This is a genomic window from Roseateles rivi (assembly GCF_043555845.1).
GTDB lineage: Bacteria > Pseudomonadota > Gammaproteobacteria > Burkholderiales > Burkholderiaceae_C > Roseateles > Roseateles rivi.
In genome coordinates, this window is the sequence record NZ_JBIGHZ010000003.1 from 436,438 (window position 1) to 457,346 (window position 20,909).

Consider the following 20,909-nt stretch of genomic DNA (forward strand, 5'->3'; position numbering starts at 1 on the left):
GCTTGTTTTCAGATAAGAGGTGATTCGCGATTATGCGTTGCCCGCTTGGGCCAGACCGGGGGCCCAGGCATCCAATTCAGCCAGTGCCAAGCTGCGCTGCGGTGCATTGCCATCACCGCGCAGCGCTTTGAGTGCGACTTCGTTGCGTGCCAGTTCGTCGCCACCAAAAATCAGCGCGTATTGGGCGCCACTGGCATCGGCCTTCTTGAACTGTGACTTGAAAGAGCCCCCACCCGCGTGCATCTGCACCGCAACACCGGCAGCGCGCAAAGCTTCGAGCACGGGGAACACACGCGGCAGCACCGCTGGGTCAGGCACCACGGCGTAAACATCGGGGGCCGACTCCCCGTGCCCCAGGCCTAGCGCTTCGAGCAACAAGAGCAGGCGCTCCATGCCCAAACCAAAGCCCACCGCAGGCGCGGGCTTACCACCGAGTTGTTCAATCAAGCCGTCGTAGCGGCCACCGCCGCACACGGTGGCTTGGCTGCCCAAGTGCGGTGTTACCCACTCAAACACGGTGAGGTTGTAGTAGTCCAGACCCCGCACCAAGCGGGGGTTGATGCGGTAGGGCAGCCCCACGGCGTCCAGCGCATCGCACACGGCCTGGAGGTGAGCGCGCGAGGCTTCGCCCAGAAAGTCCAGCAGTTTTGGCGCGTCCTCTACCAAGCTCTGCAGCGCAGGGTTCTTGGTGTCCAGCACGCGCAATGGGTTGGTGTAGAGGCGGCGCTTGGCATCCTCGTCCAGAACCTCCTGATGGCGCTCCAGATAGGCAATCAGCGCCGCACGGTGCGCCGCACGCTCCTCGGCCTGGCCCAGGCTGTTGAGCTCCAAGGCGATGTCCTGGCCTTCCTTGAGACCCAGTCGGCGCCACAGCGCGCGCGTGAGCAAGATCAGCTCAGCATCCACGTCCGGACCGGCAAAGCCCATGGCCTCGACATCCAGCTGGTGGAACTGGCGGTAGCGCCCTTTTTGCGGACGCTCGTGACGAAACACCGGGCCGATGGACCACAGGCGACGCGGCCCGTCGTAGAGCGCGTTGTGCTCAACCACCGCACGCACCAGGCCAGCGGTCATTTCCGGGCGCAGGGCCAGCTCATCGCCATTGAGCTTGTCGGTGAAGGTGTACATCTCCTTCTCGACGATGTCGGTCACTTCGCCAATGCCGCGCACAAACAGTGCCGTGGGCTCCACGATGGGTGTGCGCGCATTGCGATAGCCGTAGCTGCGCAGCAAATCGCGCAGCTGGGCCTCCAACCACTCCCAGCGACCCGACTCGGGCGCGAAGTAGTCGTTCATGCCCTTAACGCCACGCAGGGGTTCAGGTTTTTTGTTGGAGCTCATGTCAGGCCGCCTCGCCTCCGAAGCGCTTCTCGATGTAAGACGCCACAAGGGCGTGGAATTCACCAGCGATGTTGTCGCCACGCAGGGTCATGGCCTTTTGCCCGTCGATGAACACAGGCGCGGCTGGCGCTTCGCCATTGCCGGGCAGGCTGATGCCAATATCTGCGTGCTTGCTCTCACCTGGGCCGTTGACGATGCAGCCCATCACGGCCACTTTGAGTTTCTCAACGCCCGGGTATTTGGACTGCCACACCGGCATTTGCGCGCGCAAAAAATCGTCGATCTGCTTGGCCAGTTCCTGGAAGGTGGTGCTGGTGGTACGTCCACAGCCTGGACAGGCGGTGACGCTGGGGTTAAAGGCTCGCAGCCCCAGGGACTGCAAGATCTCCCGCGCCACAGCCACCTCTTGGGTGCGGGCCTCGCCGGGCTGCGGCGTCAGGGACACCCGAATGGTGTCGCCAATGCCCTCCTGCAAGAGGATGGACAGCGCCGCCGCCGAAGCCACCGTGCCCTTGGTGCCCATACCGGCCTCGGTCAGGCCCAGGTGCAGCGCGTAGTCGCAGCGCTGGCTCAGCGCGCGGTAGACAGCAATCAAATCCTGCACGCCGCTGACCTTGCAGCTGATGATGATGTTGTCGGGGTTCAGCCCCAGCTCACGGGCATAGGAAGCAGAGCTCAGCGCCGATTGAATCAGCGCCTGATACATGACCTGCTGACCATCCCAAGGCTGGGCGCGGCGGGCGTTGTCGTCCATCATCTGCGCCAACAGGTCTTGGTCCAGACTGCCCCAGTTCACGCCGATGCGCACCACTTTTTCGTAGCGCATTGCAGCCTCAACCATCTGCGCGAACTGGCGGTCTTTCTTGTCGCCCTTGCCCACATTGCCAGGGTTGATGCGGTACTTCGACAAGGCCTGCGCCATGGCCGGGTAGTCGGTCAACAGCCGGTGACCGTTGTAGTGAAAGTCACCCACCAGTGGCACTGCAATGCCCATGCGGTCGAGCTGCTCGCGAATATGCGGCACGGCCTCGGCGGCCTCCGGCGTGTTCACGGTGATGCGCACCAACTCAGAGCCCGCTTGCGCCAGCTCCTTGACCTGGATGGCGGTGCCAATCACGTCCACCGTGTCGGTGTTGGTCATGGACTGCACGCGCACAGGCGCGTCGCCACCGATGGTCACCACATGGTCACCCCAGGCCACGCGGGCCTGGCGAGTTTGCCGCGCCCGCACCTGGGACGCCGCCACCAGCTCCTCAGCCCCGTCCACCTCAGACGCAGAGGCGGCCGCACTCAAACCTGAATTCGTGTTCATCCCAAGACTCAACTTTGGCTGCGCTCAGCCGCTTGCTCAGTTCAACTCCAGCCGCGCGACGTTGTTCAACGCCGAGCCACTGAGGTCCACCACCGCACCGCGGAAGCGGATTTCTGTTCCCGTCACATTGCCCACGCGCAGCCTCAAGGGCGGCTGCCCTTGAAGCTCCACTTGCTGTCCCGGGCGCAGGAGCTTGGACAACAGCACCTGCTGTCGCGCATCGACCACCTCAATCCAAGATTCGGCGGTGACTTTCACCAGCAAAGGCTGCGCCCCTGCGGGAACCGCAGCAGAAGCCTGTGGCGCTTGCTCAGGCGCAATAGCTGGTACCGCAGCCGCCTGTGATGCGGGCGCGACTTGTGGTGCCGAAGCGGCCGCAGGCTGAACCAGCGCGGGTGGCGGCGCATTCAGCACAGCGCTGGCAGCAGGCGCCTCAGCAAGGGCGCCCAGCATCACGGCCGAGGCCACATCCGAAGCAGCGCTTGGCGCCTGGGCGGCGCCATCGCGAGAGCCCCCCCACCCCGAAAACCAAGGCGATGGCGTGGCCAGCACCAACACAGCCGCCACCATCACGCCACCAGCGGCCCAGACCAAGGGGTGCCGAAACCAAGCAGAAGCACCGATTTCCTGGCGTCCAAAGCGCTCGCGAAAGGGCTGATTCAGGCCTGTAGACACACCATTGGCCAAGGGCTCAGCGCCACGCGGCAACAAAGCCAATACGGGCTCAGCTTCGAGCTTGAGCGCACGGCAAACGGCACGCGCCAACGCACGCGTGAAGGTGGCGTCCGGAAGCTGGTCGTAACGATCAGCCTCCAACGCCTCCAACTTGGCTTGCGGCACTTTCAACATCACGGCCAGGGCGGCCAGATGCAAGCCACGCGCTTCCCGAGCCTGGCGCAGTGCCGCACCAGCACTGGCAGCATCCACCGCTGCAGCATCGGCAGCCGGCATTGAAGTCATGCCATGTCCCTCACTCATCGAATCGCCCACTGTTCAAAGCCGCAGTTTCAGCCGACGCGGGAAAGCGCTGGCGCAGCTGCATGCTCAACTCCTCCACCGCCGACGCATTCCCACGTCGGCGTTCGATACGCAACTCCAGCCACAAGCTGGAGGCGTTGATTTGATCGTCACGCGCATTGACGCGGCGCACGTAATAACTGGCACGCTCGAGCGCCCCCCGGCGCAACAGCACTTCTGCGAGGTTCACGGCCACCGTAGGATTGCCCGCATCAAATTCGTAGGCCCGCATCAGGCTCTCTTCAGCTTGGGCCAACTGACCACCGCGCGCTTCGCACACTCCGCGAGCCAACCAGGTGCGGTTGGGTGTGCGGTTGGTTGGAAGCGCCAGCGCCTTTTGGAACTGCACAATCGCGTCACTGAAGCGCTGGCGCTGGCACAAATACCAGCCGTAGTTGTGCGTTGTGTCAGCGTCCGATGGGTTGGCTGCCAAGGCTTGGCGAAAGCCCTCTTCGGCCTTGGCGTGCTGGCCCTCTGCGGCATAAATCAGGCTGCGCAGATTGATGGCGTCGGGCAAGCCCGGGCGCAACAGCAAAGCCTGACGCAACTCTTCTTGCGCTGTATCGAACTGGCCTCGCTCGAAATAGCCGCCCGCCAACTCCATGCGAACTTGCAGTCGGCGCTCCACTTCGGCGGCATCCGGTGCCGCACCACGTCCGGCCGCTGCGCCCTGCGGCGTGGTGCTGGTGCAAGCGGCCATCAAGCTCAGCCCAACCAGCGCCAAAACGCGAAGACTGAACCCGACCCAAACTTCACTTGTGCGACGCGTAAAAGTCATGGTTTGCAGCAGTTTGCTCAGAGTCACGAAGAACCGGCTTGTACCACCACCACAGGGCGCAGCAGTCGCTGATGAACCCGTGTGCGGTCTTGCACCTCGCCGGCGAGCTGCCCACAGGCCGCGTCGATGTCGTCGCCACGGGTTTTTCTCACCGTGGTCACCAGCCCTGCGCGCAGGAGCACGTCAGCAAACGCCGACACACGCTCGCGCGAGCTGCGCACAAGACCTGACGCCGGAAAGGGATTGAAGGGGATCAGATTGAGCTTGCAAGGCACCTTGCCGCGCAGCAAGGCCACCAGCTCTTGCGCATGCTCCAAGGTGTCGTTCACACCGTCGAGCATGCAGTATTCAAAGGTAATGAAGTCCCGCGGCGCCTTGTCCAGGTAGTGCACGCAAGACGCCAGCAATTCCGCAATCGGGTACTTCCGATTCAGCGGTACGAGTTGGTCGCGCAAAGCGTCGTTGGGTGCGTGCAGCGAAACGGCCAAGGCCACGGGCACATCCTCGCGCAGGCGATCGATCATGGGCACCACGCCTGAGGTCGACACCGTCACGCGGCGACGAGACAAGCCATAGCCATGGTCGTCCAAGAAAATCCGCAACGCGGGCACCAGTGCGCCGTAGTTCTGCAGCGGCTCGCCCATGCCCATCATGACGATGTTGGAGATGATGCGCTGCGTAGCACCCAAGCGCTTGCGCAGGCTGTGCTCAGCCCACCAGAGCTGCGCCACGATTTCCCAAGTCTCCAGATTGCGACTGAAGCCCTGATGCCCGGTAGAGCAAAAGCGACACCCTACGGCGCACCCGGCTTGGCTGGAAATGCACAAGGTGGCGCGATCGTCTTCGGGGATGTAGACCGCCTCAACGGCGTTGCCCTGCCCGACGTCAAACAACCACTTGATGGTGCCGTCGGCCGAGACTTGCTCGGTAATCACTGGCAGCGCACTGATGTGAGCACGGCCAGCCAGTTTGTCCCGCAGGGACTTGGCAAGGTCAGACATCTGAGCAAAGTCAGACGCGCCTTTTTGATGAATCCAGCGAAACAACTGGGTCGCGCGAAAGCGCTTCTCCCCCAGCTGCTCGCAGTACGCGGCCAAGCTGTCGAGATCGAGTCCAAGCAGATTGACCGCGCTCATGATGCTGCCTCTTGTTACAACGGCCTTCTGGCCGGCACCAGAGGCTCAGCTGCCGACTTAGCGGCTGTAAACGTTCATGCCGGGGAAGAAGAACGACACTTCGACCGCAGCGGTCTCAGCAGCGTCCGAGCCGTGCACGGCGTTGGCGTCGATGCTGTCAGCAAAGTCAGCACGGATGGTGCCGGCTTCGGCCTTCTTGGGGTCAGTTGCGCCCATCAGGTCGCGGTTCTTCAGGATGGCGCCTTCGCCTTCCAGCACCTGGATCATCACAGGGCCGGAGATCATGAAGTTCACCAGATCGTTGAAGAACGGGCGTGCCTTGTGCACGGCGTAGAAAGCCTCAGCTTCGCTGCGCGACAGGTGGGCCATCTTGGCCGCCACAACCTTCAGACCAGCGCCTTCGAAGCGGGCGTAGATCTGACCGATCACGTTCTTGGCCACAGCATCAGGCTTGATGATGGAGAGGGTGCGTTCGATTGCCATGGTGTCTATCCTTCGAGTGAGCAAAGTGCTTAGCAAAGCCTTGGATTGTAGCGCGCCAACCACCAAACGGTGCTAGCGCAGCTCAGCGGCGACCGCGTCCACCGCCGCCATTGCCCCCACCACCACCACCGCCGCGACGCCCACCTCGCCCGCCACGGTTGTGGAAGGCATCTGCACCGATGTAGCCCACAGTGGTCTGCAGCGGGTCAGGCTGATGCTCAGCCCCGCCACCGCTTCGGCCACCTCGACCGCGCGCGCCTTGAGCCGCTTGGCCCGGGTCACTGCCCCCGCGGCCAAAACCAGCCGGAATGTTGCGCGACTTGCCGTTGCTGACAAAGCGACGGTCAAAGGTCTGCTCCAGCGGGTTGATGTGGCGCGGAATGAAGTCATCGCTGTCCTCATCCGAATCACGGCGCACACGCGGCTCTTGCTGAGGGCGCACCGGACGCATGTCCTGGCGCGGCGCCTCCTGACGCGGCTCAGGCCGGCTGGGACGCGGACCACCGCTGGCACCGCCACGGCGGCGCTTGTTTCTGTCCTGGCGATCGGCGCCACGCGCCTGGCGCGGCTCAGACTGTCCACCCCCGGCAAGCTGACGGATCACGCGCACATCAGCATCACCCAACTCCACGTACACCCCACGGCGCAACCCGCGCGGCAACACCACAGTGCCATAGCGGATGCGAATCAGGCGACTCACCGCCAAGCCCACCGTCTCGAAGAGCTTGCGCACTTCGCGATTGCGACCCTCGGTAATCACGACGCGGTACCAGCGGTTCACGCCCTCGCCACCGCCGTCAGTGATGCTCTTGAAGCTGGCCGCTTGGCCTTCAATTTCCACACCCGCCAGCAGCGAAGCCTTTTGCTCGTTGCTCAGCGTGCCCAGCACCCGCACGGCATATTCGCGCTCCACGCCAAAGCGTGGGTGCATGAGCTGGTTGGCCAACTCACCGGAATTGGTGAACAGCAACAAGCCTTCGGTATTCAGATCCAAACGCCCCACCGACTGCCACTTGCCCTGGGGCAAGCGCGGCAAGCTACGGAACACTGTGGGGCGGCCTTCCGGGTCGTTGAAGGTCACCACCTCGCCCACGGGCTTGTGGTAGGCCAGGATGCGCGGCGCTGGCGGCGCAATACGCACCCGAATCGGGCGCCCAGCCACCACCACTTTGTCGCCAAAGGAGATGCGCTGCCCCACATGGGCCACGTCACCATTGACGGTGATCTTGCCCTGAGCAATCAGCTCCTCGATATCGCGTCGCGAACCCACACCCGCTTGCGCCAGCACTTTTTGCAGCTTGGGGGCGTCAGGCTCAGGCGCCAGCACCCGCTTGGCAGGCTGGCCGGAAGCCGCTGCGTCGGCAGACGCCAGAGCAGCCTCACCGCCTTCAGGCGCAGCGTCTTCGACATCGAATTCGCCCGTCAGCACTTGCGCAAAACGCTCCTGCGCCAAGGCTTGCAATTGCTCAGGCGTGAGCTGGGGCTCTTGATCTGCCGCCTCAAAGGTTTGAGCATCAGCACCAGCCTCTGCAGCCTCCAACTCCCCCGCCTCAGCAGCTGGAGCGGGCTCGCTTGCAACAACAGCCTCGACCGCCTCAGGCGCACGGCGACGACGCGGCGCACGCACAGCAGGCTCAGCCACAACGGATTCACCATCCGCCAAAGGCAGCAATTCCTGCTGCTCAGGCTGAGGAGCGCGTGTCGAACGACGACGCGGCTTGGGCGACTCGCCTGCAGGCGCAGCCTCAGCCCCGCCGACCGACGCCGTTACGGCCACGTCAGCTTGCGCCTCTGCAGACTTGCGGGGGCGCCGACGCGGCGTCGCCGCGGGCGACACGCCCTCGTCGGATTTTTCGTCTGCGGCCATCAGCGGCTGCTTGTCGGTGTCGTTGGCATTCATGCTTGCGGTTTCACTTTCCGTCAATCAGAGCAGCGTCGCCTTCAGTCACTGGCAAACGCTCATCCCCATCTGTCACATCCGAGAGCGCGTCTGGCGCTGCCCCCAGCAAACTTTCTTGCATTGAGGCCGCCAGCATGGCCTCAGGATCCGCGCCCACCTCATGCATGGCGGGCAACTGATCCAGGCTGGACAAACCCAGGTCATCCAGGAACTGGTGGGTCGTGGCGTAGAGCGCCGGGCGCCCCGGGGCTTCACGGTGCCCGACCACCTCAATCCAATTTCGATCTTCGAGCTGTTTGACGATCTGGCTTGACACCACCACGCCGCGAACATCCTCGATATCACCACGAGTCACCGGCTGGCGATAGGCAACGATGGCCAGGGTCTCCAGCACCGCACGCGAGTAGCGCGGCGGCTTTTCAGGGTGCAACCGATCCAGGTACTGACGCATCTCAGGCCGGCTTTGGAAACGCCAACCCGAGGCCAAAGACACCAGCTCGACGCCGCGCCCCTGCCAATCAGCCACCAACTCATCCAACAACGCGCTAAGCGCATCCGCCCCCAGCTCGTCAGCAAACAAGCTGCGCAGATCACGCATGGTCAACGGCTGCTGAGCCACCAGCAAGGCCGCTTCTAGGACGCGTTTGGCATCCTGGGTATTCATGAGCTATGCAAAAGCCGCTCTGCGGCAATGAAGAGGATGGCCATCGTGGCGCAAAGTCTTCAATTCAAGGTAGGGCCCAAGGGCCGAACACCGGAACACCCGGCGTACTCGTAGGCGCCGCTGCACTTCAACAGCCGCTGGCGCGAGGGGTTGATTTTTGAACTCGCCCAACCCGCTAAACAGGCTCATCGTGGCGAGCTGCATTTGCGACCGACGAACCTCTTGGCACGCAAATCAACCCCAAACTATTTGACTTATCAGCCCGCCTGACGCGGGTTATGGAGGCAATTCTAACCGTATCAGCTGTTGCCACAAAGCCGCAATATCAAATCACCAACTCAGGCAAACCCGCATCTGTGCACGCAGCAGCCAAATCCACTGGCAGCGGCGACTCAAACGACAGCGCTCGGCCCTCAATGGGGTGAGCCAAAGTCAAGCGCATCGCGTGCAAAGCCTGGCGCTGCAAACCCAAGGCTGCAGCACCGCCATAAACGTGGTCCGCCAGCAGCGGGTACCCTCGACTGGCGAGGTGCACGCGTATTTGGTGTGTGCGCCCGGTGTGCAGCACACACCGAACCGCGCTGAGCGCACGCCCCTGCTCGCTCGCCCCCAGCCCCAGGGCATAGACATCCGTCTGCGCAGGCTTGCCACCACCCACGATGGCCATCTTGACTCTGCTTTGCGGGTCGCGCCCCAGCGGTGCGTCGATATGCAAAGCCTCAGGCACCTCACCCCAGGCCAGGGCGAAGTACTCGCGGTGAACCTGGCGTGCCGCGATCATGCGCACCAAGGCCGTCACCGCCACCAAGCTCTTGCCCACCAGCATCAGCCCGGATGTGTCTTTGTCCAGACGATGAACAATGCCAGCCCGCGGCAGCGTCGCCGCAGCCGCGTGGTAGGCCAGCAGCCCATTGAGCAGCGTGCCTGACCAATTGCCCGCAGCCGGATGCACCACCAACCCGGCGGGCTTGCACAGCACCAGCAGGTGTTCGTCTTCATACACCACATCCAGCGGCATGGCTTGGGGCACAAAGGCGCGGCTTTCCTCAGTGGGGTGCAGTTCGACTTCGACGCGTTGCGCAAAACGCAGCTTGCGTGACGCTTGGGTTTGCACCTGGCCATCAACGCGCACCACACCGCGATTCACCAGCGCTTGCAAATGGCTGCGAGAAAACTCTGGCGCCAAACCCACCAGAAATTTATCCAGGCGCAGGCCTTGCTCATCAATACCCACTTGCGCGCTGCGCGTCTCCAGATTGCCTGGCGTGCCTTCGTCCTCCGCACCGTCGTCCAACACCGGCATCAAGGCGAGATCAGCGTCTGGCACCATGCCAGCGACGCCAGTTTTGCCTGCGGGTTTGCCGCTGGCGCGAACTCTATAATCGTTCATCCAAATGACCATCTCTGGGCAGCTGCCTGCCACGGATCGGGACCATGACTGAACTGCGCGCCACGCCGCACCGCACTGCCAAGCCCCTTACTTCCAACGGTTTGCTTTTGGGCATCGCCTTGGCGACCGCGTTGACCTTGGCCGGTTGCTCTTCCACCCCGGAAGATCCAAATTCGCAAGCCGGACTGGACAAATTGTATTCAGAGGCCAAGGACGATTTGTCCGCTGGCAACTATGACCGCGCCATCAAAACCCTGGAGCGCGTCGAAGGCCGCGCCGCCGGCACGCTGCTGGCGCAACAAGCGCAGCTGGAACAAGCCTGGGCGCAATACAAGTCGGGCGAGCGTGCGCAGGCCATCACCACGCTGGATCGCTTCATCAAGCTCAACCCCTCGAGCCCCGCACTGGACTACGCGATCTACATGAAGGGTGTGGTGAACTTCAACGACGATCTGGGGCTGTTCGGCCGCGTGGCGCGCCAAGACATCACCGAGCGCGACCAGCAGGCCTCGCGCGATGCCGTGCAAGCCTTCAAGCAGCTGGTGGAGCAATTCCCTGACTCCCGTTACGCACCTGACGCGCGCCTGCGCATTGACTTCATCACCAACAGCCTGGCGGCTTACGAGGTGCATGTGGCGCGCTACTACTACCAGCGCGGCGCCTATTTGGCAGCAGTGAACCGGGCGCAAACAGCGGTGCAGGAATTTCAGTACGCGCCGGTGGTTGAGGATGCTTTGTTCATCATGGCTGAGAGCTACAACAAACTGCAGCTGCCAGCCCTGCGCGACGATGCCTTGCGGGTTTTGAAGACCAACTTCCCGAAGAGCCGGCACTTGGCCGAGAACGCCTCAGCGTCCGAAAAACGCTGGTGGAAGTTTTGGTAAATCACCCAGGCTGAAAGACCCTGGCTCGGCGGCACCGTGATCGGCACGCAGCTGACCGAGCCACTCCAGCGCCGCCTCCAGATTGGGCACAAGTGCCATGGGCGGCAAGGCCGCGCGCAGGCGCTTGCCGTAGTGCATGCCTGCCAGGCGCGGGTCGCAAACCACCAGCAAACCGCGGTCAGACTCGGTGCGTATCAAACGCCCGCCGCCCTGCTTGAGTGCGATGGCAGCCTCAGCCACAAAGTAGTCGGAAAAAGCGTTGCGCCCCTGCGCCTCCAGGCGCTGCACCCAGGCTTCAACCATGGGGTCACCCGGCGGCGGAAATGGCAGCTTGTCGATGATGACGCACTGCAAAGCATCGCCTGCGACGTCGATCCCCTCCCAAAAGCTGGCCGAACCCACCAGCACTGAATTCGGCTCTGACACAAAGCGCTGCAGCAACTGGCGCTTGGGCATGCGCCCTTGAACCAGCACCGTGAGCGTCTGGCCCATGGCCTGCAGCTTCTCCTCCAGAGCACTGCCAATATCTTGCAGGGCACGAAGGGTGGTGGTCAGCACAAAGGTGCGCCCACCCAGCTGCGCCGCGCAGCGTGCGGCCAACTCAGCCACAGCCAAGGGGTGCTCAGGCCCTCCAGGCTTGGGGCAGCCCCTGGGCACATAGAGCCGACCATGCGCGGCGTAATCAAAGGGGCTGCCGAGCTTGAGTGTGGCGGCATCTTCCAAGCCGGTCGGCTCTGTGAACCAGCGCAGTGCGTCGTCCTCACCCAAGGTGGCCGAGGTGAAGATCCAGGCCTTGCCTCCCCGTTCGCGCTGCTCATTGAGCGCTTCACGCACGTCCAGAGGCGACTCCACCAGGCGCACATGATGCGCCCCGCAATCCACCCAACGCACATGGCCGGGCTGAGTCTCAGCTGAGAACAACTGCGCCATGCCTTGCAGCTGGGTGCAGCGTTCGGTCAAGCGCGTCATGTCCGGGTGGCTTTTCTGAACCGTCTGCAAAGCGGCTTCGGCGTCTTCAAGTGCGCATTGCACGCTGGCCAGGGCGGCATGCAAATCAGGGCGCTTGCGGCATTGCTCCCAGCGCAGTTTGATCGTGATGCGCGGCGCCTCACCATCCACCACCGCCAAGCGCAGCTCGCGCGCTGCGGACTCAATGCCACCAGCCAGAGCCTGCCAATCATGCATGCCACGCGCATGGGTCAGCCCGCCGCCGATGATGTCGCGCGCCACATCAAACAGCTGCGCGCTGCCCAAGGTCTTGCCCAAAAAGGCCAGTCCCGCCTCGGTAAGCTGATGGGCCTCGTCAAAAATGGCCACATCGACGCTGGGCAGCAGCTCGGCCACACCGGTGTCGCGCAACACCAGGTCGGCGAAAAACAAGTGGTGGTTGACCACCACCACATCAGCCTCCATGGCTTCGCGCCGTGCGCGCACCACATGGCAGTCTCGGTAGCGTGGGCAGTCGTTGCCCAAGCAGTTGTCGCGCGTGGAGCTGACCAAGGGCAGCACGGGTGAGCGCTCGTCCAGCCCGTCGATTTCCGCGAAATCGCCCGTGCGCGTGCCCTGCGACCACAGCTCGATGCGCGCGAGCTGCGCCACGGCACGGCGGTCGGGCAGCGCTTCACTGTGCCGGGCTTGCTCAAGGCGGTACCAGCACAGGTAGCTGGACCGCCCTTTGAGCAGCGCAGTGCGCAGGGGCAGGCTCAGGGCTTGAATCAGGCGCGGGAGGTCCCGCATGTAGAGCTGATCTTGCAGGCTCTTTGTGGCCGTGCTGACCAGCACCCGGCACCCCGACAGCAGCGCAGGCACCAAGTAGGCAAAGGTTTTCCCCACGCCCGTGCCAGCCTCCACCACCAGCGGCTGTCGTTCGGCAATGGCGCGCGCCACGGCACGCGCCATTTGCAATTGGGCTTGGCGCGGCAAGTAACGATTGGCGCCCGCCTCCAAGGGACCACCTGGCTCAAATGCAGCACGCACCCAGGCGTCCAGCTCTGCAGCGGTAGGCTGTGCTGGTGCTTGAGGAACGTCTGTGGTGGTTTGTGAAGGGCTAGGGCTTGGCGTCGAAGTCGTCATGCGCGCCTATGGTGGTCTGGGGCATAGGAAACACAAAACTGCCCGTACTCATGCGTGGGGTTTCCCAAACGCCCACGAGCTCATGCGCGAAAACCGCGCATTTCTGCCCAAGCTGTAGGGGACACGGGATTATAGTTTTGGCATGACTCCTCCCCCATCGGGCTTTCGCATCAGCGGTGCTACCGGCATTCATCGTGGTGACCGGCCCTATCAGCAAGATCAAGTTCTGCTGATCAAGCATCGGCACGTTCCCAGCTGCGTTCTGGGCGTTGTTGCCGACGGTATGGGAGGCAAGAGTGGCGGACGCAAAGCAGCCGACCAAGTCCTGCTCACGGCACAGCAGTTGTTTGAGAGTTTCGCGCCTGCTATCGAGGATCCTGCGCAGCTGCTGCTACAGGTGATCTCGGAGTCGCATCTGATGATTCGCCTCACCGCCATCTCCACTGAAGAGGAGCCTCACAGCACGGTGGCAGCCTTCTTGATGCACGGACGACGCTGTGATTGGATCCACAGCGGGGATTCGCGCATCTATCACTTTCGCGGTGAGAAGCTGCTACAGCGCACCTCGGACCAAAGCTATGTGCAGCGCCTCATCGACATGGGGCAACTCACCGAGGCGGAAGCCCACACCCACCCTCAATCGAACTTGCTCACGGGCTGCTTGGGTACTGCGTCAGAACCCAAGCCCGTGCAGACGCGCATTGACGATTTGACATTGGGCGACTGCGTCATGGCCTGCTCAGACGGCCTGTGGCACTACTTCACCGAGACCGAGTTGAGCGGCGTGCTGCACAGCCTGGAGCCGCGCGAAGCGGCTGAGTTCCTCATCAGCAAAGCCCGACTCCGCGCCCGGGGCAGCGGCGACAACCTCTCGCTGGTCGTCATCAAGCTCGACGCGCTGGTCTGAAGCACCGCCGCGGCGCAGCCCTCAAGTCAGCGAGGTGTCGACCTCGCGCCGCTCCAGGTCCAGATACTCCTTGGACTGCATCTCGCGCAGCCGCGACACCGTGCGCGGGAACTCGTGCGCAAGCGGCCCTTCGGTGTAGAGCTGCTCGGGCGCCACTTCGGCCGAGATGATGAGCTTCACACGGCGGTCGTAAAGCACATCGACCAGCCAGGTGAAGCGCCTTGCTTCGCTGGCCAGGCGCAGCGGCATCTCGGGCACGTCGGACAGGATCAGCGTGTGAAAACGCGAAGCCAACTCGAGATAGTCGTTTTGCGAGCGCGGCCCGCCGCACAGGGTCTGGAAGTCAAACCACACCACACCACCGGCGCGCCTGCGCGCCTGCAGCACGCGATGCTCGATGTGGAGCTGCGTGTCTTCATCCTTGGTTTCGGCCAGGCTGTCAAAGGCCTGCGTCAGCGCGGCTTGGGCCTGCGCATCCAGCGGCATGTGGTAGAGCTCCACCTGCTCCAGAGAACGGCGGCGGTAGTCCGTGCCGTTGTCGACGTTGATGACCTCCAACTGCGCCTTGAGCAAGGCAATGGCGGGCAGGATGCGGTCGCGGTGCAAGCCGTTGGGGTAGAGCTCGTCGGGGTGGAAATTGGAGGTGGTGACGATGGAGACGCGGTTCTTGAACAGCGAGTCCAGAAGGCGGTGAAGAATCATGGCGTCGGTCACGTCCGCCACATGGAATTCGTCGAAGCAAATCAGCCGGAAACGCTTGGCAATGCGTCGCCCCAGCTCTTCGAGTGGGTCGGCAATGCCCTTGAGGTCTTGCAGCTCGCGGTGCACCTCGCGCATGAACTCGTGAAAGTGCAGCCGGGTCTTGCGCTTCAGGGGCACGGCCTGGAAAAAGCAGTCCATCAAAAAGCTCTTACCGCGCCCCACCCCGCCGTACATGTACACGCCGCGGGGAATAGGCGGGCGCACCAGGAGTTTGGCCACAGCGTTGCTGCGCCGCGATTTGTAGGCCACCCACTCGTCTTGGCAGCGCTGCAGCGCCGTGATGGCGCGCAGCTGTGCTGGGTCGGGCTGGTAGCCGCGCTCGGCCAGGGATTGGTCGTAAAGCTCTTGAACAGTCGTCATGGCAAAACCCGGGGTACTCAGGCAAAAGGGCGGCCCGTGGCCGCCCTTTTGTCACGTTGCTAGACCTGCAGTTGCGGTCAGAAGTTCAGCGTGCGCTTGTCCACGGCCAGGGCCGCTTCCTTGGTCGCTTCGCTCAGGCTCGGGTGCGCGTGGCAGATGCGGGCAATGTCCTCGGCGCTGGCCTTGAACTCCATGGCCATCACCGCCTCAGCAATCAACTCTGAGGCCATGGGGCCGATGATGTGCACGCCCAGCACTTCGTCAGTCTGGGCGTGGGCCAACATTTTCACGAAGCCCGTGGTGTCGCCCAGCGCACGTGCGCGGCCATTGGCCAGGAAGGGGAATTGACCGGCCTTGTAGGGCACGCCTTCGGCCTTGAGCTGCTGCTCAGTCTTGCCCACCCAGGCGATTTCGGGGCTGGTGTAGATGACCCAAGGAATGGTGGCGAAGTTGACATGCCCGTGCTGGCCCGCAATGCGCTCAGCCACGGCCACGCCTTCTTCTTCGGCCTTGTGTGCCAGCATGGGGCCACGCACCACATCACCCACCGCCCAGACGCCGGGCAGATTGGTCTTGCACTCGTCGTCCACCACGATGGCGCCGCGCTCGTCGAGCTTCAAGCCCACGGCTTCGGGGTTGAGGCCAATGGTGTTGGGCACACGGCCGATCGACACGATGAGCTTGTCCACCACCAGAGTCTGCTCAGCGCCCTTGGCATCAGCGTAGGCGATGGTGACGCTGTCTTTGCCCTTGGTCACGGACGCAATCTTCACGCCGAGCTGGATGTCCAGGCCCTGCTTCTTGAAGACCTTGGCCGCTTCCTTGGCCACGGACTCATCGGCCGCGGCCAGGAAGGCCGGCATGGCTTCGAGGATGGTGACTTCCGCACCCAGGCGGCGCCACACCGAACCCATTTCCAGGCCGATCACGCCCGAGCCAATCACGCCCAGCGTTTTGGGCGTGGCGCCAATGCGCAGCGCGCCGTCGTTGGAGAGGATCAGCTCTTCATCGAATTCAGCGCCGGGCAGCTGGCGGGCGTTGGAGCCCGTGGCGATGACGACGTGTTTGGCCGTCACCGTCTCTTCACCGGCCTTGAGTTCGTAGACGCCGTCTTTGGCGCCCACGAAAGAACCACGGCCGTGGAAGAAGCTGACCTTGTTCTTCTTGAACAGGTACAAGATGCCGTCGTTGTTTTGCTTCACGACGGTGGCCTTGCGGCCAATCATCTTGGCCACGTCGATCTGGACGTTGTCAGCCGTGATGCCGTGCTCGGCGAAGTGCTTGTTGGCGTGCTCGAAATGCTCGGACGACTGCAACAGGGCCTTGGAGGGGATGCAACCGACGTTGGTGCAAGTGCCACCGGGCGCGGGGCCGCCCTTGTCGTTCTTCCACTCATCGATACAGGCCGTGTTGAAGCCCAGCTGGGCCGCACGGATGGCGGCGATATAGCCGCCAGGGCCGCCGCCGATCACGACGACGTCAAAGTTTTTGGTACTCATGGTGTCAATCCTGGATTCGTTGCAGGGGCCGCTTAGATATCAAACAGCAGGCGTGCAGGATCTTCCAGGGCTTCCTTCATGGCCACCAAGCCCAGCACGGCTTCGCGGCCGTCGATGATGCGGTGGTCATAGGACATGGCCAGGTAGTTGATGGGGCGCACCACCACTTGACCGTTCTCGACCACGGCACGGTCCTTGGTGGCGTGAACGCCCAGGATGGCCGATTGCGGCGGGTTGATGATGGGGGTCGACAGCATGGAGCCGAAGGTGCCGCCGTTGGAGATGGAGAAGGTGCCGCCGGTCAGCTCGTCGATGGAGAGCTTGCCTTCCTTGGCCTTGGCGCCGAATTCGGCAATCTTCTTCTCGATGTCGGCAAAGCTGAGCTGGTCGGCGTTGCGGATGATGGGCACCACCAGACCACGGGGCGAACCCACGGCGATACCGATGTCGAAGAAGCCGTGGTAGACGATGTCGTTGCCGTCAACCGAGGCGTTGAGCACAGGGTACTTCTTGAGGGCGTGCACAGCCGCCTTCACGAAGAAGGACATGAAGCCCAGCTTCACGCCGTGTTCCTTCTCGAACTTCTCCTGGAACTTCTTGCGCATCTCCATCACGGGCGCCATGTTCACCTCGTTGAAGGTGGTCAGGATGGCGTTGGTGGATTGCGACTGCACCAGGCGCTCGGCCACGCGAGCACGCAGACGTGTCATGGGCACGCGCTGCTCGGGGCGGTCACCCAGGTTCTGCGCCACAGGGGCGGCCACGGCCGGCAGGGGCTTGGCCACAGCAGCAGGCACGGGCACGGCCACAGGGGCAGCTGCGGGCTTGGCCGAGGCGCCTTGGGCGTCGGCCTTGGTCACGCGACCGTCTTTGCCGGTGCCGGCCACATCGGTGGCTTGCAGACCCTTCTCGGCCAGGATCTTGGCGGCGGCGGGCATGGCCACATCACCCTTGTTGGCGGCAGCAGCCGGAGCGGCAGCCACGGCAGGGGCGGCTGCAGGTGCAGCGGCGGCCACAGCACCAGCCTTGCCTTCGGTGTCGATGCGGGCAATGACTTCCTCGCTCACGACGGAAGCACCGCCGTCCTTGAGCGTCTCGGCCAGCACGCCAGCGCTGGGCGCGGGCACTTCGAGTACGACCTTGTCGGTCTCGATTTCAATCAGGATTTCGTCCACAGCCACGGCTTCACCGGGCTTCTTCTTCCAGTTCAGCAGCGTGCCTTCGGCAACGGATTCGGAGAGTTGGGGGACTTTGACTTCAACGATAGCCATGATGTGTGTTCTTTCGGTGTGAGTTCAAACCGGACGCTGGCACCGGGGGCGACCGCAGCACGGCTGGCTGCGGTCGGCGGCACGGCGGTGCACGCACGTCCTCGTCTGCTTACTTGGTCAGCACAAAACCTTTGAGCTTGGCGAAGGCCTGCTCCAGCAGCGCTTTTTGCTGCTCTTGGTGCAGGTGGGCATAGCCCACGGCCGGAGATGCCGACGCGGGACGGCCGGCATAACCCAGCTTCTGCCCTGCGGACATGTTCTCGTGGATGTAGTGCTGCACAAAGAACCAAGCACCTTGGTTTTGCGGCTCGTCCTGGCACCACACGATTTCCGTGGCGTTGGGGTACTTCTTGAGCTCAGCGGCGAAAGCCTTGTGCGGGAAGGGGTAGAGCTGCTCGACGCGCACGATGGCCACGTCGTGGGCCTTGCTCTCTTCGCGCTTGCGCAGCAGGTCGTAGACCACCTTGCCCGAGCACACCACCACGCGCTTGACCTTGTCGGCCTGCACCTGAGCGTCTGCCTCACCGATGACGGTTTGGAAGTTGCCCTTGGTGAACTCAGACAGCGGCGAGGTTGCGTCCTTGGCACGCAGCAGACTCTTGGGCGTCATGATGACCAAGGGCTTGCGGAACATGCGCAGCATCTGGCGACGCAACACGTGGAAGATCTGCGACGCCGTGGTGGGCTGCACGATCTGCATGTTGTTGTCCGCGGCCAGCTGCATGAAGCGTTCCAGGCGAGCCGAGCTGTGCTCAGGGCCTTGGCCTTCGTAGCCGTGCGGCAGCATCATGGTCAGGCCATTGGCGCGGCCCCACTTCACTTCGCCGGAGGCGATGAACTGGTCGATCACGACCTGAGCACCGTTGACGAAGTCGCCGAACTGGGCTTCCCAGATGGTCAGGGTGTTGGGCTCTGCGGCTGCATAGCCGTACTCGAAACCCAGCACCGCCTCTTCGGACAGGATGGAGTCGATGACGGTGAACGGCGCCTGGTTTTCCGCCACGTTTTGCAGCGGGATGTAGGTGCCTTCGTCCCAGGTGGTGCGGTTCTGGTCGTGAATGACGGCGTGACGGTGTGTGAAGGTGCCACGGCCGCAGTCTTCGCCCGAGAGGCGCACAGCGTAGCCCGAAGCCACCAGCGAGGCGAAGGCCATGTGCTCGCCCATGCCCCAGTCCACATTGATCTCGCCTCGGCCCATGGTGGCACGGTCGTTGAGCAGCTTTTGCACCAGGTTGTGGGCCGCGAAGTCCTGCGGCAGCGTGGTGATGCGCTCAGCCAGGCGCTTCCACTCGCCCAGGGGCACAGCGGTGTCGCAGGCGTCCGTCCACTTTTTGCCCAGGAAGGGCGACCAGTCGGTGGAGTACTTGCTCTTGTAGTTGGTCAGCACCGGGTCAACGGTGTGGCGACCTTCGTCCATGGCGGCGCGGTAGGCCTTGACCATGCTGTCGGGCTCGTCGGCGGCCAGGGTTTGCTGGGCCACCAGCTTGTCGCCGTAGACCTTGCGCGTGCCGGGGTGAGCCGCGATTTTTTTGTACATCAGCGGCTGCGTCAGCGCTGGGGTGTCTTGCTCGTTGTGACCCAGCTTGCGGAAGCAGATGATGTCGATCACCACGTCCTTCTTGAAGGCCGTGCGGTAGTCCATGGCCAGCTGAGTGGCCCAGACCACGGCTTCGGGATCGTCGCCGTTGACGTGCAGCACCGGCGCTTCAATCATCTTCACCACGTCCGAGCAGTAGTGCGTGGAGCGCAGGTCCCGCGGATCGCTGGTGGTGAAACCGATCTGGTTGTTGATGACGATGTGCACGGTACCGCCGGTGCGGTAGCCGCGCGTTTGCGCCATGCACAGGGTTTCCTGCACCACGCCCTGGCCGCCAAAGGCCGCGTCGCCGTGCACCAGCACGGGCAGCACTTGAGCGCCTTCTTTGTCACCACGGCGGTCTTGACGCGCGCGCACGCTGCCTTCCACCACGGGGTTGACGATTTCCAGGTGCGAGGGGTTGAAGGCCAGGCTCAGGTGGACGGGGCCGCCAGGGGTGGTCACGTCGCTGGAGAAACCTTGGTGGTACTTCACATCACCTGCAGGCAGGTCTTCGGAAGCCTTGTGCTCGAACTCAGCGAACAGGTCCTTGGGCATCTTGCCCAGGGTGTTGACCAGCACGTTCAGGCGGCCGCGGTGGGCCATGCCGATGACGATTTCTTGCACGCCGTTGGCGCCAGCACGCTGGATGACTTCATCCATGGCCGCGATAAAGCTCTCGCCACCTTCCAGCGAGAAGCGCTTTTGGCCCACGTACTTGGTGTGCAGGTAGCGCTCCAGGCCCTCAGCGGCGGTGAGACGGTCCAGGATGCGGCGCTTTTCCTGCGCCGTGAAGCTGGGCTTGCCGCGCTGCTTTTCCAGGCGTTCTTGCCACCAGCGCTTTTCGGCCGGATCGGAGCCGTGCATGAACTCAGCGCCGATGGAGGAGCAATACGTTTCACGCAGCGCCTGCAGAATCTGGCGCAGCGTCATGGTCTCGCCGCCAAAGTAGGAGTTGGCGGCCGAGAAGGTGATGTCCATGTCGGACTCGGACAGGTCGTAGAACGCCGGATCGAGTTCGGGAATCTTGGGGCGCTCACCGCGCTTGAGGGGATCGAGTTCCGCCCAACGGTTGCCCAGCGTGCGGTAGGCCGCAATCAGGCTTTGCACGTGGACTTGCTTGCGGGCCACGGCCAGATCGGCGCTGGAGGCTTTGTTGCCCAGGGCGTTGGCCTTGGCGCGCTGCGCGAAGGATTCAATCACTGGCGCGTGGGCCACGTCGCGCGCGTCCGAGCCATCGGTGGCTGGCACATGCTGAAGGGCATCGAAGTAGGCGCGCCAGTTGTCGGGTACCGAGCCTGGGTTGTCGAGGTAGGCTTCGTACATTTCCTCGACGTAAGGGGCATTGCCCCCGAACAGGTACGAGTTCGACCTGTATTGCTGCATCATTTCGCTCACCTATTGCCCCGGTACCCAGGGCTGTTGGCTGGTTGGAAAACCTTCCGCGACACGGCTTGACCGGTTGGCGGATTGCGACCCGCCTTTTCGCTGCTGCCAAAAAAGGGGACGGGAAGGACCTGGACAATCACAAGTGGCGGACTGTAGCACCGATGCCT

16 protein-coding genes are annotated in these 20,909 nt (G+C 63.2%); 2 read left to right on the forward strand and 14 right to left on the reverse strand.

The features are described 5' to 3' along the window. Nucleotides 1-30: 30 nt before the first annotated feature. From hisS to ACG0Z6_RS09335, 9 genes are all read right to left on the reverse strand, one after another. Nucleotides 31-1,341, reverse strand: coding sequence for a histidine--tRNA ligase (gene hisS / locus ACG0Z6_RS09295; protein WP_394460667.1), 1,311 nt, complete (start codon nt 1,339-1,341; stop codon nt 31-33). Between the two features lies 1 nt (nt 1,342). Continuing rightward, entirely contained in the window at nt 1,343-2,653 is a 1,311-nt protein-coding gene (ispG, locus tag ACG0Z6_RS09300) for a flavodoxin-dependent (E)-4-hydroxy-3-methylbut-2-enyl-diphosphate synthase (protein ID WP_394460669.1), read from the reverse strand. Between the two features lie 36 nt (nt 2,654-2,689). After that, nucleotides 2,690-3,613 carry a RodZ domain-containing protein gene (locus tag ACG0Z6_RS09305; RefSeq protein WP_394460670.1) on the reverse strand — a complete coding sequence of 308 codons (924 nt, stop codon included), beginning with the start codon at nt 3,611-3,613 and terminating at the stop codon, nt 2,690-2,692. A gap of 10 nt (nt 3,614-3,623) precedes the next feature. After that, nucleotides 3,624-4,448 carry a type IV pilus biogenesis/stability protein PilW gene (gene pilW / locus ACG0Z6_RS09310; protein WP_394460671.1) on the reverse strand — a complete coding sequence of 275 codons (825 nt, stop codon included), beginning with the start codon at nt 4,446-4,448 and terminating at the stop codon, nt 3,624-3,626. A 23-nt stretch (nt 4,449-4,471) separates the two neighbouring features. Then, a complete protein-coding gene (rlmN, locus tag ACG0Z6_RS09315; RefSeq protein WP_394460673.1) occupies nt 4,472-5,584 on the reverse strand; it encodes a dual-specificity RNA methyltransferase RlmN in 1,113 nt (370 codons plus the stop codon). Nucleotides 5,585-5,641: 57 nt separating this feature from the next. After that, nucleotides 5,642-6,067, reverse strand: a complete 426-nt coding sequence (gene ndk, locus ACG0Z6_RS09320) for a nucleoside-diphosphate kinase (protein ID WP_394460675.1) — start codon at nt 6,065-6,067, stop codon at nt 5,642-5,644. Between the two features lie 82 nt (nt 6,068-6,149). Continuing rightward, nucleotides 6,150-7,967, reverse strand: coding sequence for a pseudouridine synthase (locus ACG0Z6_RS09325; RefSeq protein ID WP_394460677.1), 1,818 nt, complete (start codon nt 7,965-7,967; stop codon nt 6,150-6,152). Nucleotides 7,968-7,977: 10 nt separating this feature from the next. Further along, nucleotides 7,978-8,631, reverse strand: a complete 654-nt coding sequence (gene scpB, locus ACG0Z6_RS09330; protein ID WP_394460679.1) for an SMC-Scp complex subunit ScpB — start codon at nt 8,629-8,631, stop codon at nt 7,978-7,980. Nucleotides 8,632-8,956: 325 nt separating this feature from the next. Continuing rightward, nucleotides 8,957-10,021, reverse strand: a complete 1,065-nt coding sequence (locus ACG0Z6_RS09335) for an RluA family pseudouridine synthase (RefSeq protein ID WP_394460681.1) — start codon at nt 10,019-10,021, stop codon at nt 8,957-8,959. A gap of 44 nt (nt 10,022-10,065) precedes the next feature. Between ACG0Z6_RS09335 and ACG0Z6_RS09340 the strand changes: the two genes are divergently transcribed. Continuing rightward, entirely contained in the window at nt 10,066-10,905 is an 840-nt protein-coding gene (locus tag ACG0Z6_RS09340) for an outer membrane protein assembly factor BamD (protein WP_394460683.1), read from the forward strand. Here the strand turns inward: ACG0Z6_RS09340 and ACG0Z6_RS09345 are convergent. Beyond that, entirely contained in the window at nt 10,870-12,978 is a 2,109-nt protein-coding gene (locus ACG0Z6_RS09345) for a DNA repair helicase YoaA (RefSeq protein ID WP_394460685.1), read from the reverse strand. The genes ACG0Z6_RS09340 and ACG0Z6_RS09345 overlap by 36 nt on opposite strands. A gap of 142 nt (nt 12,979-13,120) precedes the next feature. Here ACG0Z6_RS09345 and ACG0Z6_RS09350 point away from each other — a divergent pair, with 142 nt between their 5' ends. Continuing rightward, the gene (locus tag ACG0Z6_RS09350; protein ID WP_394460687.1) at nt 13,121-13,885 is read left to right on the forward strand and encodes a PP2C family protein-serine/threonine phosphatase; all 765 of its coding nucleotides are present in this window, start codon (nt 13,121-13,123) and stop codon (nt 13,883-13,885) included. 21 nt (nt 13,886-13,906) lie between these two features. Here ACG0Z6_RS09350 and zapE read toward each other — a convergent pair whose 3' ends face one another. The 4 genes from zapE to ACG0Z6_RS09370 form a co-directional block, all read right to left on the reverse strand. Continuing rightward, nucleotides 13,907-15,007: a cell division protein ZapE gene (gene zapE / locus ACG0Z6_RS09355; RefSeq protein WP_394460690.1), complete on the reverse strand. Its 1,101-nt coding sequence runs from the start codon at nt 15,005-15,007 to the stop codon at nt 13,907-13,909. A gap of 77 nt (nt 15,008-15,084) precedes the next feature. After that, a complete protein-coding gene (gene lpdA / locus ACG0Z6_RS09360; RefSeq protein WP_394460691.1) occupies nt 15,085-16,506 on the reverse strand; it encodes a dihydrolipoyl dehydrogenase in 1,422 nt (473 codons plus the stop codon). Nucleotides 16,507-16,538: 32 nt separating this feature from the next. Beyond that, nucleotides 16,539-17,777 carry a 2-oxoglutarate dehydrogenase complex dihydrolipoyllysine-residue succinyltransferase gene (odhB, locus tag ACG0Z6_RS09365; protein ID WP_394460693.1) on the reverse strand — a complete coding sequence of 413 codons (1,239 nt, stop codon included), beginning with the start codon at nt 17,775-17,777 and terminating at the stop codon, nt 16,539-16,541. A 109-nt stretch (nt 17,778-17,886) separates the two neighbouring features. After that, on the reverse strand, nt 17,887-20,742 hold the full coding sequence (locus ACG0Z6_RS09370) for a 2-oxoglutarate dehydrogenase E1 component (RefSeq protein ID WP_394460695.1): 2,856 nt from the start codon (nt 20,740-20,742) through the stop codon (nt 17,887-17,889). Nucleotides 20,743-20,909: the final 167 nt, after the last annotated feature.

Excerpts from the sequence above, each read along its gene's own strand:
- hisS (WP_394460667.1), bottom strand. The coding sequence starts at position 1,341 with ATGAGCTCCAACAAAAAACCTGAACCCCTGCGTGGCGTTAAGGGCATG.
- ispG (WP_394460669.1), bottom strand. The coding sequence starts at position 2,653 with ATGAACACGAATTCAGGTTTGAGTGCGGCCGCCTCTGCGTCTGAGGTG.
- ACG0Z6_RS09305 (WP_394460670.1), bottom strand. The coding sequence starts at position 3,613 with ATGACTTCAATGCCGGCTGCCGATGCTGCAGCGGTGGATGCTGCCAGT.
- pilW (WP_394460671.1), bottom strand. The coding sequence starts at position 4,448 with ATGACTTTTACGCGTCGCACAAGTGAAGTTTGGGTCGGGTTCAGTCTT.
- rlmN (WP_394460673.1), bottom strand. The coding sequence starts at position 5,584 with ATGAGCGCGGTCAATCTGCTTGGACTCGATCTCGACAGCTTGGCCGCG.
- ndk (WP_394460675.1), bottom strand. The coding sequence starts at position 6,067 with ATGGCAATCGAACGCACCCTCTCCATCATCAAGCCTGATGCTGTGGCC.
- ACG0Z6_RS09325 (WP_394460677.1), bottom strand. The coding sequence starts at position 7,967 with ATGAATGCCAACGACACCGACAAGCAGCCGCTGATGGCCGCAGACGAA.
- scpB (WP_394460679.1), bottom strand. The coding sequence starts at position 8,631 with ATGAATACCCAGGATGCCAAACGCGTCCTAGAAGCGGCCTTGCTGGTG.
- ACG0Z6_RS09335 (WP_394460681.1), bottom strand. The coding sequence starts at position 10,021 with ATGAACGATTATAGAGTTCGCGCCAGCGGCAAACCCGCAGGCAAAACT.
- ACG0Z6_RS09340 (WP_394460683.1), top strand. The coding sequence starts at position 10,066 with ATGACTGAACTGCGCGCCACGCCGCACCGCACTGCCAAGCCCCTTACT.
- ACG0Z6_RS09345 (WP_394460685.1), bottom strand. The coding sequence starts at position 12,978 with ATGACGACTTCGACGCCAAGCCCTAGCCCTTCACAAACCACCACAGAC.
- ACG0Z6_RS09350 (WP_394460687.1), top strand. The coding sequence starts at position 13,121 with ATGACTCCTCCCCCATCGGGCTTTCGCATCAGCGGTGCTACCGGCATT.
- zapE (WP_394460690.1), bottom strand. The coding sequence starts at position 15,007 with ATGACGACTGTTCAAGAGCTTTACGACCAATCCCTGGCCGAGCGCGGC.
- lpdA (WP_394460691.1), bottom strand. The coding sequence starts at position 16,506 with ATGAGTACCAAAAACTTTGACGTCGTCGTGATCGGCGGCGGCCCTGGC.
- odhB (WP_394460693.1), bottom strand. The coding sequence starts at position 17,777 with ATGGCTATCGTTGAAGTCAAAGTCCCCCAACTCTCCGAATCCGTTGCC.
- ACG0Z6_RS09370 (WP_394460695.1), bottom strand. The coding sequence starts at position 20,742 with ATGATGCAGCAATACAGGTCGAACTCGTACCTGTTCGGGGGCAATGCC.